The sequence below is a fragment of the Neobacillus sp. Soil_C_43 genome, from assembly GCF_057656715.1.
Genome location: NZ_JBDGJV010000007.1, coordinates 143,850 through 158,195, shown reverse-complemented (window position 1 = coordinate 158,195; position 14,346 = coordinate 143,850). Strand labels below are relative to the sequence as shown.

Here is a 14,346-nt window from a genome sequence, read left to right as displayed (position 1 = left end):
TCTCTGAAGGTTACTCTCTCAAACGGACACGATATTACACGTCGCTTCCGCCTTTTATGTGTTTTTCAGTTGTTCAACTTCTTCTTTCGTTAATGCTTCACGCCATACGGTCGCACCAAGCCCGTTTAACTTTTCAACCAGATTGCTGTAACCCCGGTCAATATGCTCGAGTCCAGTCACTTCCGTAATTCCTTCTGCTAAAAGGCCGGCGATGACAAGTGCCGCTCCTGCGCGGAGGTCACTGGCCTTCACTTTCGCTCCTTGAAGCTGAATAGGGCCATTAATGATTGCGGAGCGCCCTTCCACCTTAATATTGGCGTTCATTCGTCTTAGTTCATCAATATGCTTAAATCGTGCACCGTAAATGGTATCGGTCACGACGCTAGAACCCGTGGCTTTTGTTAAAAGAGTCGTAAACGGCTGCTGCAGGTCGGTTGGGAATCCAGGATACACGAGTGTCTTAATATCAACCGCCTTCAAGTTATTTCCTCCATCGACAAACACTTGGTCATCGCTAGATTCTATGTGCACACCCATTTCACGAAGCTTAGCAATCAGTGATTCTAAATGTTGTGGAATCACATTATCAATAACCACACCTTCGCCAACTGCTGCCCCAAGAATCATATATGTGCCCGCTTCAATCCTGTCCGGAATAATCGTATGACGGCAACCGTGTAAGGTGTCCACCCCATCAATGCGGATGACATCGGTTCCAGCACCTTTTATTTTTGCACCCATGTTTGTTAAAAGCGTGGCTACATCAATGATTTCTGGCTCTTTCGCGGCATTCTCAATGATCGTCCGTCCCTTAGCTCTTACCGCAGCCAACATAATATTGATTGTTGCCCCCACACTGACCACGTCTAAATAGATGCGGGCACCGCGAAGCTCATCGGCGCGAAGATAAATCGCCCCTTGCTCGTTGGTAATTTGTGCACCTAAAGCCTCAAAGCCTTTAATATGCTGATCAATGGGTCTTGGACCTAGATGGCAGCCGCCTGGTAGCCCAATAACCGCCTTTTTGAAGCGTCCGAGCATGGCCCCCATTAAATAATAGGATGCACGAAGCATTTTCACCTTGCCATTTGGCAGGGGCATCGAAATCATCGATGAAGGGTCGACCGTCATTTCATCCTCACTGATTTGAACCTTCCCGCCGATTTCCTCAAGCAGATCCTTCAAAATCTCCACGTCCGAAATATCCGGCAAGCCTTCAATTGTAACAGGTGATTCAGCTAAGATCGTTGCAGGAATTAAAGCCACCGCACTATTTTTCGCTCCACTGATTCGAACTGTACCTTTTAACGGATACCCGCCCGCAATTTTAAGTTTTTCCATTTTTGACTCCCTTCTAAGCCCTATGTATCACAAGAATGGTCCAGTGATGATGGCCGGTGTACGTTGTGTGAAAATTCCCTCATAAGAATGCGCTTACCTTTTGGGGTATAAGTATCCTCACCTACGTACCATCCTACCAGGCTTTAGGTATATTTTTCCAACATCAAAAGCCAAATTCCGACAGCTTGTCTATCCTTTAGTTTACACGAAAATCCTATTTTCATGTATGCATATTAAAAAAATTTGCTCAAAAATGGAAAAACTGCGGTAAATTAGGCTTCCGTACGAGAATTCCAGTCTTTAAGGAATGCTTCAATTCCTTTATCTGTTAGAGGATGTTTTGTTAATCCCATTAATACATTGTAAGGAATGGTCGCAATATGCGCGCCTCGTAACGCAGCTTCTGTCACATGAATGGGATTACGGATCGAAGCAGCAATAATTTCTGATTCAATACCATGAACGGCAAAAATTTCTGCAATTGTAGAGATTAAGTCTAAACCGTTTTGACCGATATCATCTAATCTTCCTAGGAATGGGGATACATAAGTTGCACCTGCACGTGCTGCAAGCAATGCCTGATTTGCATTAAAGATGAGGGTAACGTTCGTTTTGATTCCTTCTTTTGTAAAAGCATTGACCGCTTTTAAGCCATCCGGAGTCATCGGAACTTTAACAGTAATATTTGGAGCAATGGCAGCTAGTTCTCTTCCTTCTTTAATCATACCTTCTGCATCTAATGCAATTACTTCTGCACTAACAGATCCAGGAACAAGCGCTGTAATTTCACGTAAACGATCGTGGAAAGAAACGCCTTTTTCTTTAGCAACAAGGGATGGATTTGTTGTTACTCCAGCTAATAATCCAAGTTCATGGGCTTCACGGATTTCTTCTAAGTTCGCTGTATCGATAAAAAATTTCATGGTATAACCTCCAATTTTTCGACTAAATTTTCAGTTTTCTACTTACACACTGAAACCGCCCTCAAGGTAAGGGCGGTTTTAATTTTATCATAGTTGAGCAACCAACAAAAAGTGCCAAAAAACGGCTTTTTTTATTACGCTCTGCCTGAAGAACCGAATTCACGCATTTTGCCGATTACTGTTGCTTTAATCGCATCGCGAGCTGGTCCTAAATATTTACGTGGATCGTATTCATTTGGTTTCGCAGCAAGTGTTTCACGTACCGCTTTCGCAGATTCGATTTGGTTTTCAGTGTTCACGTTGATTTTAGCTGTTCCTAAAGAAACTGAACGTTGGATATCCTTTGTTGGGATTCCAGTTCCACCATGAAGTACTAATGGAAGACCAGTGATCTTACCGATTTCCTCCATTTCAGCAAAACCAAGGTTTGGTTCGCCTTTGTAAGGACCGTGTACAGAACCTAATGCAGGTGCCAGGCAATCGATACCTGTGCGCTTAACAAGTTCTTGACACTCTTTTGGATCTGCGTAAATAACGCCTTCAGCTACTACATCGTCTTCCTGTCCGCCAACTGTTCCTAATTCAGCTTCAACAGAAACACCTTTTGAATGTGCATACTCAACTACTTTAGTTGTAATTTCGATGTTTTCTTCAAATGGGTGGTGTGACGCATCGATCATAACAGATGTGAAGCCAGCATCGATTGCTTCTTTACATTTATCAAAGCTTGAACCGTGGTCAAGGTGAATAGCCACTGGTACGGTGATTTTTAAATCTTCCATTAAGCCTTCAACCATTTTTACAACAGTCTTGAAGCCTGACATATAACGTGCTGCCCCTTCAGATACACCAAGGATAACTGGTGATTTTTCTGCTTCTGCAGCTTGAAGAATAGCTTGTGTGAATTCTAGGTTATTAAGGTTAAATTGCCCAACTGCGTAGCCTTCTGCTTTCGCTTTGTTAAGCATTTCTGTCATTGAAACTAAAGGCATTTCTTTTCCTCCTTAAATTAGGTTGAACTCCTTTTCGAAAGACTGCTTTCCATATTAAAGGTTTCCCTCTCATAAGGTGTTTATGTATTCTCCGAAAAATGATGTTCATCCTGTTAAGATTCATATGTATCATATCAAAAGAAATAGAGAAATGCTATTAAACAACCATCAGTTTTGCAAACTGTCATAATGAAAGCGCACCCAAGTCACAGCAAGCGTTTTCACCACATCAATTGGTTATTTTTTTATAAAAAAAGGCAACCTTTTCGATGCCTCGTTTTGAAATGTTTAGTTCGTTTTTTGTGGGATATGTTTGCGAACCGCCGCACGGATATCGTCAATATCAAACGGTTTTGCGAAATGTGTAATTGCACCAAGATCCTTGGCCTCTTGAATCATATCCAATTCACCATAGGCGGTCATGATAATCACGCGAATCTCTGGATCAATCACTTTCATTCGTTTTAAAATTTCAATTCCGTCCATTCCTGGAATTTTCATATCAAGTAGTACAAGGTCCGGGTCATGCTTGGTGACGATGTCCAATGCCTGAACGCCGTTAGCTGCTTGAAATGTCTGGTATCCTTCCTTTTGGAACACCTCATTTAGCAAAATCCGAATGCCAAATTGGTCGTCTACAATTAAAATTTTCTCTTTCATACCTTCCACCTCTTCCTTGGTTATTTTATTTTGATTCATTTATCTATACATATCCTTATACCTATTCGACAGAGGGTGTCATTTTCCTTCTTGTATTTTGCTAGCTGAGCGATGATTTTTATGGTAATTTTTACCTAATTTTACATTATGGTAAAAAAGTCTATAATAGGAGGCGTGATAAGGAGGGTTACTATGTTAAAGATGTTTACTACCCAATTAACAGGCCTATTCAAGCGGATTGAGGAAAAAGAAGAATTTGCGTTTGAGGATGGTGCCCGATTGCTGGCCCAAGCACCTGTTGGCGATGGGTCTATATATATTTTTGGTGGGGCTGAAATGAAGGCCGTGGAATTTGAAGCGTTAGAAGGCGTGGAGCCGCTTAAGAGTGCAAAGTCGTTAACTCTTGAGCAAGTGGACGAGCTAAGCGATGCGGACCGCGTCATCTTGTTTAGTCGCACTTCCATGGATGAAGCCGCGATGGCGGTTGCTGTGGCTTTGCAGGAAAAAGGCATCCCCTTTGTGGCTGTTTCTACGGTTATGGAGGAAGCTGGCGCAGGCGATTTAACAAGTTTAGCAGATGTACATATTGATTTACGGTTAAAAAAAGGGTTATTGCCAGAAGATTTAGGCAATCGCTTTGGTTATCCGTCGTCGATGGCCGCCTTGTACGTCTATTTTGGGTTGAAATTTACGATTGATGAGATTTTAGCGGAATATTTTGAGTGAACGGCCCTTGATTGGTGCCGTTTTTTTGTAGATTTTGGGATTTCGTACCATTTTGGATAGTTTTTGTGTCATTTTGTCTATGTTTTGTGTCATTATTAATGGATTTTGTGCCAATTTCATATAGTTTTGTGCCATTTTTGAGGTGTTTTGTTGATTTATACAATTTATGGAAAATAACCAAATAAAAAAGACCAGCTCCCCAAAGGAAAACTGGCCCACTCAAATTATTTTTGCAAAGAAGCTTTAATAAAGTCACGGAACAACGGCTGCGGGCGCGTTGGTCTGGACACAAACTCTGGATGGAACTGAGAAGCCACAAACCACGGGTGATCCGCAAGCTCGATAATCTCCACTAAACGGCCATCAGGGCTAGTACCTGAGAAAATAAAGCCTTGTGCTTCCATTTCTTGACGGTAATGATTGTTGAATTCATAACGGTGGCGGTGACGCTCGTAAACAACCTCATCCTCATACGCCTCGAACGCTTTCGAGCCTTCAACCAAACGGCAAGGATACAGACCTAGTCGCAATGTACCGCCTAAATCCTCTACATCCTTTTGTTCTGGTAGTAAATCAATAATTGGATGAGCTGTTTCCGGAACAAACTCAGCAGAATGTGCATCACTATAACCAAGGACGTTACGTGCAAATTCAATTGTTGCTAGCTGCATGCCTAAGCAAATACCAAGGAACGGTTTCTTCTGCTCACGGGCATAGCGAGTCGCTTCAATTTTCCCTTCCACACCACGGTCGCCAAATCCACCTGGAACGAGTACGCCATCTACATCAGCCAATAGTTCAGCTACATTCTCACGGGTTACATGCTCTGCATTAATCCATTTAATTTCTACATCTGAATCAAACGCGTATCCGGCATGCTTCATCGCTTCAACAACGGAAATATAAGCATCCTGGAGCTCAACATATTTTCCGACAAGACCAATACGTGTCTTGTTGGAAAGACTAAGAACGCGGTCAACAAGCTGTTTCCACTCAGTCATTTCGGCTTCCTTCGTCTGTAGCTTCAAATGGTCACACACAATTTGATCCATGTTTTGCTCTTGAAGGGCAAGCGGAATGGAATAAAGTGTGTCTGCATCCTGACATTCAATAACAGCCTTGGCGTCAATATCACAGAACAAAGCAATCTTATCCTTCATGTCCTGTGAAACAGGCATTTCCGTACGAACAACAATAATATTTGGCTGGATTCCCAAGCTGCGAAGCTCTTTTACACTGTGCTGTGTTGGCTTCGTCTTCATCTCACCCGCCGCTTTTATGTACGGAATTAGGGTACAGTGAATGTACATAACATTGTCACTGCCGATGTCACTCTTCATCTGACGAATCGCTTCAAGGAATGGCAGGGATTCAATGTCACCAACAGTACCGCCGATTTCAGTAATGACCACATCGGCATTTGTTTCATTACCGGCACGCAGGCAGCGCTCTTTAATTTCATTCGTAATGTGCGGAATAACCTGAACCGTCGCACCTAAATAGTCACCGCGGCGTTCTTTACGTAAAACCGTTGAATAGATTTTTCCTGTTGTCACATTGCTATACTTGTTTAAGTTGATGTCAATAAAGCGCTCATAGTGCCCAAGGTCTAAATCTGTTTCCGCGCCGTCACCAGTAACGAATACTTCACCGTGTTGGTAGGGACTCATCGTTCCAGGGTCCACGTTAATATACGGGTCAAATTTTTGGATGGTCACGTTCAAGCCCCGATTTTTCAACAAGCGCCCTAAAGAAGCAGCGGTAATTCCCTTTCCAAGTGATGACACCACACCACCGGTTACAAAAATATACTTTGTCATTAAAAATTCCCCCTTATTAACAGTTTGACCATTATTCAGTCTGTTTAGGATTTTTCATAAAAAATATTTTGGCCTGCTGAATGAACGCATCATCCATCAAGGCCGTCGGGTTCGTCAATCGTCATGAATTACTTACCTATCCTATAGACTAAAAAACGAAAAAACTCCATATTTCGGGAGTTTTTTAAAAAATAAAAAGCGCCCCAATAGGGAGCGCATATAAGTAAAGATTGATTTGTCCTTTTTTAAGGAGCCCAAAAAAGATAATACAAGGGCGAGAAAAAAAAGTCAAGCTGTTTACAAATCTTCGTCTTCTTCCTCTTCAAAAACTTCTTCCTCATCAAGCTCTTCATCTAAGTCTTCATCTTCGTCTAGATCGAATTCATCCTCTTCAATGACGTCTTCATCAATTTCCAAATCCTCATCTTCATCAATGTCTAGATCGTCGTCATCATCAAGTAGATCGTCCTCATCGGCGAAATCGTCGAGTTCATCATATTCTTCCTCATCGATTTCATCGAAATCTTCAAGTTCGTCTTCTTCAACAACCTTCTTCGCCTTCTTCTTCTTCGGTTTAACCACAGTAACTACTTCTTCTTCCGCTGTATCAACCGGATACCATACGCGAAGTCCCCAACGATTATCTCCTAATGAGAGGAAGCGGCCATCGATATTCATGTCCGTATAAAACTGTGCAAGTCTTGAGCGAATTTCCTCTTGAGACATACCTACAGCATTTGTAATTTCATTAATTAGTTCATTGAAAGCGATTGGTTGCTTGCTATTTTTTAAGTATTCGTGAGCCATTTCTATGAGGGATAACTCTTGTAATTCCTCTTTTGAGTATTGTGCTAAACTCAATTTTGGCACTTCCTTTCTCTATTTAACACTCTTGTAGGAGTGATAACGGGCGTTTCTAGTCCAGCTTCAGCGCCTAGCCCCTCGGGTCCAATCCGCTTCCGCCTTTCCGCTTTAAAGACATATTCTCCATTATAAACAATTTCTTCCCGTTTATGCTAGTTTCTAACTTATGTTTCACTTGATTTTTTCTTGATTGGACTTAGGTGTGTCACCATTTTCCTGATTTTTTAGCTTTTTGGTCTCTTTAATCGTGATCACCAAGAAGAAAATTGCTAGTAAAAGAAACGAGATAGCTCCTAATTGACGCTGATAGAGATAGTTTAATGGCCAGGCAAATACAATTAAAATTAATAATATATGACTAACCTTCATCTACACTCACCTGCCAAATCTCTTAGAAGTTTTACACTAGTTTGATTATATAAGATAACGCTTCAATTTAACATGTTGTACCCAAAAATTTTTCCATAAAAACAAAGATTGGTGTCAGGCACCTTTGTGAACGTTTCACATGGTGCCTGACACCCTACATTTCCTACATATTTCTACGATATTGTCCGCCGACTTCGTATAGTGCACGTGTGATTTGGCCGAGGCTTGCGACTTGGACGGTTTCCATTAATGCAGCAAAAATATTGCCGCCAGAGACCGCTGCTTCTTTTAACCGCTTTAACGCCTCTGCCGCTTTGTCCGCATGCGCCTCTTGGAAGGAACGCAAATTATGAATCTGCAATTCCTTTTCCTCCGTCGTTGCCCGTGCCAACTCCATATTGTTGACCTCTTCCTCTGATGGAGGATTTGGATTCAAATAGGTGTTCACCCCAATAATCGGCAACTCCCCTGTATGCTTCTTCATTTCATAAAACATCGACTCATCTTGGATTTTTCCGCGTTGGTACTGCGTTTCCATCGAACCAAGCACACCGCCTCGGTCATTCAAACGCTCAAACTCCTGAAGCACCGCTTCCTCAACCAATTCCGTCAGCTCCTCAACGATAAACGAGCCTTGAAGCGGATTCTCATTTTTCGTTAAGCCGTGCTCTTTCGTAATAATCATCTGAATTGCCATCGCTCGGCGCACCGATTCCTCAGTTGGCGTTGTAATCGCCTCATCATACGCATTGGTATGAAGCGAATTACAATTATCATGCAACGCCATTAACGCCTGAAGCGTTGTGCGAATATCATTAAAGTCGATTTCCTGCGCATGGAGCGAACGACCTGAAGTCTGAACATGGTACTTCAGCTTCTGGCTTCTCTCATTCGCACCATACTTATCACGCATTACGGTCGCCCAAATGCGGCGCGCCACACGGCCAATAACCGTATACTCCGGATCCAATCCGTTTGAGAAAAAGAACGATAAGTTTGGTGCAAAATCATCAATCTTCATGCCGCGGCTTAAATAATATTCCACATAGGTGAATCCATTCGAAAGCGTAAACGCCAGCTGCGAAATTGGATTCGCTCCCGCTTCGGCAATATGGTACCCCGAAATCGAAACTGAATAATAGTTGCGTACCTGATGGTCAATGAAATATTGCTGGATATCCCCCATCATCCGAAGTGCAAATTCCGTTGAGAAAATACACGTGTTTTGCCCTTGGTCCTCTTTTAAAATATCCGCCTGAACCGTACCACGGACCGTACGCAGTGTATAGGCACGTACCTCCGCAAACTCTTCAACCGTTAACACGCGGCCAAGTTCCTCTTCCTTCCGCTTCACCTGCTGGTCGATTGCCGTATTCATAAACATCGCCAAAATAATTGGCGCCGGCCCATTAATCGTCATCGAAACGGAAGTCGATGGATGGCATAAATCAAAACCGTCATACAGCTTTTTCATATCATCTAACGTACAAACGCTGACGCCGCTCTCGCCGACCTTGCCATAAATATCTGGACGGTAATCCGGATCCTCCCCGTACAACGTCACCGAGTCAAACGCCGTACTTAAACGTTTTGCTGCATCATCCTTCGATAAATAGTGGAAACGACGGTTCGTCCGTTCCGGTGTTCCTTCCCCGGCAAACTGGCGCTTCGGATCCTCTCCCTCACGCTTGAATGGAAATACTCCAGCCGTATATGGGAACGCACCCGGAACGTTTTCCTGATACACCCAGCGAAGAATTTCCCCATAGTCCTTAAACTTCGGCAAGGCCACCTTCGGAATATCAATTCCCGATAAACTCTTCGTCTTTAACACCGTAATAATCTCTTTATCGCGGATCCGCGTCACAAACTGGTCGCCAGAATAGGCTTTCTTCGTCTGTTCCCACGTATCGAGAATCTTTTTCGATTCAGGCGTTAAACGAGCTTCCGTCTCCTGCTTCACCACTTCTAAAGCAGCCACAACCTCCGGCTGGTCTTGAACCGCAAGAATCGCCCCTTCCAACTGGAATAATTTCCGGGCAATACTCGCTTGCTCTTCCGCCTTCTTATGGTAGCCCCTTACTGTGTCAGAAATCTCTCTTAAATAGTAACGGCGGTCGGTTGGAATAATCACGTTCTGCATTTCCACCACGGCACTCTTACGAAAAGAAGTCACCCAATCCGTCGCCATTTTTGCATTGATTTTTTCCACTAATGCCGCAAACAGGGCATTTGTACCCGGGTCATTAAACTGACTCGCAATCGTTCCGTACACCGGCATTTCGGATGGGTCTTTTTCAAACAGCATATGGCTGCGCTGGTACTGCTTTTGCACCTGGCGCTTCGCATCCTCTGAACCTTTACGCTCATATTTATTGATGACAATTAAGTCAGCAAAATCAATCATATCAATTTTTTCAAGCTGAGATGGCGCCCCGAATTCACTCGTCATGACGTACATGGAAACATCACATATTTCCGTGATTTCCGCATCACCCTGCCCGATTCCACTCGTTTCCACAATCACCAGGTCAAAGCCCGCAGCTTTTGTCACCGCAACCGCATCCTTAATCGCAAGCGACAATTCATTTTTCGAACGTCTTGTTGCCAGACTTCGCATATACACATTCGGAGAAAAAATCGCATTCATACGAATTCGGTCCCCAAGCAAGGCACCGCCCGTTTTTTGCTTAGTTGGATCAACAGACAGAATCGCTACCTTCTTATCAGGAAGTTCATTGATAAAGCGGCGGATTAATTCATCCGTCAACGAACTTTTTCCAGCGCCACCTGTTCCCGTAATCCCGACCACCGGAATCGCCTTCTCGAGCGACTTCACTTGTTCGAGCACCTGTTCAGCTGCCGCAGCCGCTTCATTCTTTTTATCGACATGAAGCTCGGCTAACGTAATCAACTTCGCAATCGCATTCACATCCCCAGTAGGCAGCTTTTCAATCTGCTCAGCCGCATCCATGTCAACCGTTGAAAAATCGCACTCCTGAATCATTCGATCAATCATGCCCTGTAAGCCAAGCAAACGACCGTCCTCTGGTGAAAAGATGCGCGCAATCCCATAAGCATGAAGCTCATCAATTTCCCTTGGTATGATAACGCCACCCCCGCCGCCATAAATGCGAATATGCGGGGCACCCTTTTCTTTTAACAGGTCATACATATATTTAAAGTACTCAACGTGTCCGCCTTGATAAGAAGAAATCGCAATCCCCTGCACATCCTCTTGAATCGCCGCGTTCACAACCTCCTCCACCGAACGGTTATGCCCAAGGTGAATAACCTCCGCCCCGCTCGCCTGAAGAATTCGCCTCATAATATTAATCGAAGCATCATGCCCATCAAACAAACTCGACGCCGTCACAAAACGGATATGATGCTTAGGCTGATAAGTTCCCATCGTACTCCCCCTTTTTGAAAAATGAACTCTATTTATCGGTTGCGATTCGTTTCGTTTTCCAGACGTTTTTCGGCACTCGTGACGTCGCCGCCAATCCCCGATAACAAAATCTCGGTCTGCAAATCAATGTACTCCTCGAGCGTAAATAATTTTCTAAGTGCCCAGCGGCGGAAGCCCCACATTTGCCCCTGAACAAAGATGTTATGTGCAATCAGCTCTACCTGCTTTTCCGTCAGCGTCAGTTCCCCGTTTTCCACGCAACGCGTGAGCAGATTTTCAAACATAGCCACCATTTCCATCTCTTTTTTCAACACATACGGAAGGGCGTCTCTAGATAGGGACTTCACTTCCTGATACATCACAAGCACTTCTGCCTGCATTTCATCCATGACCTGAAAAAAGTTGGCAATCCCAAGCTTAAGGCTTTCCAATGTTCCCTTTTTCAAGGCCAGGTCTTTCTGAAGTCGGTCACTAACATGATCATAAATGCTGTCACATACTAAATAGAGAACATCCTCTTTTGTGCGAATGTATTCATAAAGCGTTCCAATGCTAAAGCCCGCTGCCTTCGCAATTTCCCTCGTCGTTGTCCGGTGAAACCCCTTTTGTTTAAAAAGTGTCACGGCTCCCTTGATCATCTGATCGCGCCGCTTCTGAACCAGACGCTCATCCTTGACCGAAGCCTGTACTTCCCGCTTTTTCATCCCCAACCACCTTACTTCGTGATCATTCTTGAGATAACTAGGCGCTGAATTTCCTGTGTACCTTCGTATATTTGAGTGATTTTTGCATCACGCATGAAACGTTCTACTGGATAATCCTTTGTATAGCCGTAGCCGCCAAACACCTGAACCGCTTCCGTTGTTACCTTCATCGCTGTGTCACCCGCAAATAATTTAGACATCGCGGACTCTTTTCCGTATGGAAGGCCCTTTGACTCCAACCATGCTGCTTGATAGGTTAATAGTCTTGCAGCTTCAATTCCTGTCGCCATGTCAGCTAGCTTAAAGCTGATTCCCTGCTGTGCGGCGATGGGTTTACCAAATTGTTGGCGTTCCTTTGCATAGTCAACTGCTGCATCCAATGCACCTTGCGCGATACCTACCGCTTGCGCTGCAATTCCGTTACGGCCGCCATCCAGTGTCATCATTGCAATTTTAAAGCCGTCGCCTTCTTCACCAAGTCGGTTGGCAACAGGAACCTTACAATCTTCAAAAATAATTTCCGTTGTTGGTGACGAACGAATGCCTAGTTTCTTTTCTTTTTTCCCAACAGAGAAGCCTGGGAAGTCTTTTTCGACGATAAAAGCGGTTGTACCCTTTTGTTTGCTGGAAGGATCAGTTAATGCAAACACCACATAAATATCAGCGATACCACCGTTGGTGATGAAAATTTTCGAGCCATTTAAAACGTAGTGATCTCCTTCTAAGCGAGCCGTTGTTCTCATGCCGCCTGCATCCGAACCGCTGCCAGGCTCTGTTAAGCCGTATGCCCCAATCTTGCTTCCTTCTGCCATCGGACGAAGATACGTTTGTTTCTGCTCTTCGCTGCCGAATTTGAAGATTGGCCAGCCAGCAAGCGACGTGTGCGCAGAAAGAGTCACCCCTGTTGATGCACAGACGCGGGAAAGCTCTTCAACGGCGATACAATAAGCCAAATAGTCACTGCCGATGCCGCCGTACTCTTCCGGCCATGGAATTCCCGTTAAACCAAGCTCCGCCATTTTGTCAAAAATCTCCCGGTCAAAGCGCTCTTCCTCATCACGTGCAGCAGCAGTCGGCGCCACTTCGTTTCTAGCAAAATCACGAACCATCTTACGGATCATTTCATGTTCTTCGGTTAACTTAAAGTTCATTTTCAGGTCCTCCTTTGGGATATCTACACGTTTTTTTAATTGAGTTTGAACATGTTTGGATTTTTTCTACACATTTTTTATGTTTTTCTACATGATTGACTCGGATTTCTACACACTTATTGATTTTTTCTACACACTTTTTAATTTTTTCTACACGGTTTACTAGTTTTTCTACACAAATCTTGAACTTTTCTACAAATCATCATAAATACTTACTAATCACAATCCGCTGAATCTCGCTTGTACCCTCGTAGATTTCGGTTACCTTCGCATCGCGGAAGTATCTCTCCACCGGGTAATCCTCCGTATAACCGTAGCCGCCAAACACTTGAATGGCTTCCGTTGCTACCTCGACCGCTGTTCGAGTGGCAAACAACTTTGCCATTGATGCCTCCATGCCGCATTTCACCCCACGGCACCGTAAATCAGCCGCGCGATAGACTAATAGTTTCGCAGCCTCCACACTTGTCGCCATGTCAGCCAGCTTAAAGCCGATTCCTTGCTGTGCCGCGATTGGCTTGCCAAACTGTTGACGCTCCTTCGCATAGGTCGTTGCGGCAGACAGTGCGGCCTCCGCGATACCAAGCGCCTGGGTGGCGATGCCGATGCGACCGACCTCGAGGTTCGCCATGGCGATTTTAAAGCCTTCACTTTCGTTGCCAAGAAGGTTCTCCACTGGAACACGCATATCTTCGAATGTAAGCTGTACGGTCCTCGATCCGTGAAGCCCCATTTTGTGTTCATCCTTCCCGATGATCAGACCAGGGGTATTTTTTTCAACAATAAAAGCAGCAATGCCTTTTGTGCCCAACTTTGGCTCAGTACTGGCAAACACAATATAAATGTCCGCCTCACCGCCGTTGGTAATGAATACCTTCGAGCCATTGATGACATAATGGTCACCCTTCTTAACTGCACGCGACTTCAAGCTTGCTGCATCTGAGCCAGCGCTCGGCTCGGTTAAACAAAAAGCACCTAAGTATTCACCTGAAGCTAACTTCGGCACATACTTTTGCTTCTGTTCCTCCGTTCCAAAATAAAGAATCGGGTTCGTCCCCACCGACGTATGCACTGATAAAATCACACCCAGTGTGGCACTTACCTTTGAAATTTCATTGATGGCAATAATATAGGAGGTGAAATCCATCTCAGCCCCGCCGTATTTTTCAGGCACTGGGATCCCCATCAAGCCAAGCTCGCCCATTTTACGGAGAATCTCTCGCGGGAACTCTCCTTTTTCCATCCTCTCGACGAATGGAGCAATTTCACTATTTGCAAAGTCACGGACCATTTTTCGCATCATTTCTTGTTCTTCTGTGAATGTCAGATTCATTTGTCTCTCCCCTTTTTAAGGTGGATTCGTTTGCCAGGGGAGATCACAGAA

The 14,346-nt window shown here is 44.2% G+C and carries 12 protein-coding genes; 1 reads left to right on the top strand and 11 read right to left on the bottom strand.

All coding sequences use genetic code 11. The features are described 5' to 3' along the window. Positions 1-54: 54 nt before the first annotated feature. The 4 genes from murA to AC3A54_RS11850 all read right to left on the bottom strand — a co-directional run bounded on the left by murA (position 55) and on the right by AC3A54_RS11850 (position 3,916). A complete protein-coding gene (gene murA, locus AC3A54_RS11865) occupies positions 55-1,341 on the bottom strand; it encodes a UDP-N-acetylglucosamine 1-carboxyvinyltransferase (RefSeq protein ID WP_308081797.1) in 1,287 nt (428 codons plus the stop codon). 272 nt (positions 1,342-1,613) lie between these two features. Continuing rightward, positions 1,614-2,264, bottom strand: coding sequence for a fructose-6-phosphate aldolase (gene fsa / locus AC3A54_RS11860; protein WP_308081796.1), 651 nt, complete (start codon positions 2,262-2,264; stop codon positions 1,614-1,616). Positions 2,265-2,398: 134 nt separating this feature from the next. Then, entirely contained in the window at positions 2,399-3,256 is an 858-nt protein-coding gene (locus AC3A54_RS11855) for a class II fructose-bisphosphate aldolase (protein ID WP_335544446.1), read from the bottom strand. 288 nt (positions 3,257-3,544) lie between these two features. After that, a complete protein-coding gene (locus AC3A54_RS11850) occupies positions 3,545-3,916 on the bottom strand; it encodes a response regulator (protein WP_308081794.1) in 372 nt (123 codons plus the stop codon). A 192-nt stretch (positions 3,917-4,108) separates the two neighbouring features. Here AC3A54_RS11850 and AC3A54_RS11845 point away from each other — a divergent pair, with 192 nt between their 5' ends. After that, a complete protein-coding gene (locus AC3A54_RS11845) occupies positions 4,109-4,642 on the top strand; it encodes a DUF2529 domain-containing protein (protein ID WP_487654611.1) in 534 nt (177 codons plus the stop codon). A gap of 224 nt (positions 4,643-4,866) precedes the next feature. Here AC3A54_RS11845 and pyrG read toward each other — a convergent pair whose 3' ends face one another. The 7 genes from pyrG to AC3A54_RS11810 form a co-directional block, all read right to left on the bottom strand. Continuing rightward, complete coding sequence (gene pyrG / locus AC3A54_RS11840; protein ID WP_487654610.1) at positions 4,867-6,462, bottom strand: CTP synthase; 1,596 nt, start codon at positions 6,460-6,462, stop codon at positions 4,867-4,869. A 297-nt stretch (positions 6,463-6,759) separates the two neighbouring features. Continuing rightward, positions 6,760-7,323, bottom strand: coding sequence for a DNA-directed RNA polymerase subunit delta (gene rpoE / locus AC3A54_RS11835; RefSeq protein ID WP_335544448.1), 564 nt, complete (start codon positions 7,321-7,323; stop codon positions 6,760-6,762). Between the two features lie 174 nt (positions 7,324-7,497). Then, positions 7,498-7,695 carry a hypothetical protein gene (locus tag AC3A54_RS11830; protein WP_308081789.1) on the bottom strand — a complete coding sequence of 66 codons (198 nt, stop codon included), beginning with the start codon at positions 7,693-7,695 and terminating at the stop codon, positions 7,498-7,500. A gap of 163 nt (positions 7,696-7,858) precedes the next feature. After that, a complete protein-coding gene (gene icmF / locus AC3A54_RS11825) occupies positions 7,859-11,107 on the bottom strand; it encodes a fused isobutyryl-CoA mutase/GTPase IcmF (protein WP_487654609.1) in 3,249 nt (1,082 codons plus the stop codon). Between the two features lie 32 nt (positions 11,108-11,139). After that, on the bottom strand, positions 11,140-11,811 hold the full coding sequence (locus AC3A54_RS11820; protein WP_487654608.1) for a TetR/AcrR family transcriptional regulator: 672 nt from the start codon (positions 11,809-11,811) through the stop codon (positions 11,140-11,142). Positions 11,812-11,822: 11 nt separating this feature from the next. Continuing rightward, entirely contained in the window at positions 11,823-12,962 is a 1,140-nt protein-coding gene (locus AC3A54_RS11815; protein WP_487654607.1) for an acyl-CoA dehydrogenase, read from the bottom strand. 202 nt (positions 12,963-13,164) lie between these two features. Continuing rightward, entirely contained in the window at positions 13,165-14,295 is a 1,131-nt protein-coding gene (locus AC3A54_RS11810) for an acyl-CoA dehydrogenase (RefSeq protein WP_487654606.1), read from the bottom strand. Positions 14,296-14,346: the final 51 nt, after the last annotated feature.

Excerpts from the sequence above, each read along its gene's own strand:
- icmF (WP_487654609.1), bottom strand. The coding sequence starts at position 11,107 with ATGGGAACTTATCAGCCTAAGCATCATATCCGTTTTGTGACGGCGTCG.
- AC3A54_RS11845 (WP_487654611.1), top strand. The coding sequence starts at position 4,109 with ATGTTAAAGATGTTTACTACCCAATTAACAGGCCTATTCAAGCGGATT.
- AC3A54_RS11855 (WP_335544446.1), bottom strand. The coding sequence starts at position 3,256 with ATGCCTTTAGTTTCAATGACAGAAATGCTTAACAAAGCGAAAGCAGAA.
- AC3A54_RS11820 (WP_487654608.1), bottom strand. The coding sequence starts at position 11,811 with ATGAAAAAGCGGGAAGTACAGGCTTCGGTCAAGGATGAGCGTCTGGTT.
- AC3A54_RS11850 (WP_308081794.1), bottom strand. The coding sequence starts at position 3,916 with ATGAAAGAGAAAATTTTAATTGTAGACGACCAATTTGGCATTCGGATT.
- pyrG (WP_487654610.1), bottom strand. The coding sequence starts at position 6,462 with ATGACAAAGTATATTTTTGTAACCGGTGGTGTGGTGTCATCACTTGGA.
- AC3A54_RS11815 (WP_487654607.1), bottom strand. The coding sequence starts at position 12,962 with ATGAACTTTAAGTTAACCGAAGAACATGAAATGATCCGTAAGATGGTT.
- AC3A54_RS11830 (WP_308081789.1), bottom strand. The coding sequence starts at position 7,695 with ATGAAGGTTAGTCATATATTATTAATTTTAATTGTATTTGCCTGGCCA.
- murA (WP_308081797.1), bottom strand. The coding sequence starts at position 1,341 with ATGGAAAAACTTAAAATTGCGGGCGGGTATCCGTTAAAAGGTACAGTT.
- fsa (WP_308081796.1), bottom strand. The coding sequence starts at position 2,264 with ATGAAATTTTTTATCGATACAGCGAACTTAGAAGAAATCCGTGAAGCC.
- AC3A54_RS11810 (WP_487654606.1), bottom strand. The coding sequence starts at position 14,295 with ATGAATCTGACATTCACAGAAGAACAAGAAATGATGCGAAAAATGGTC.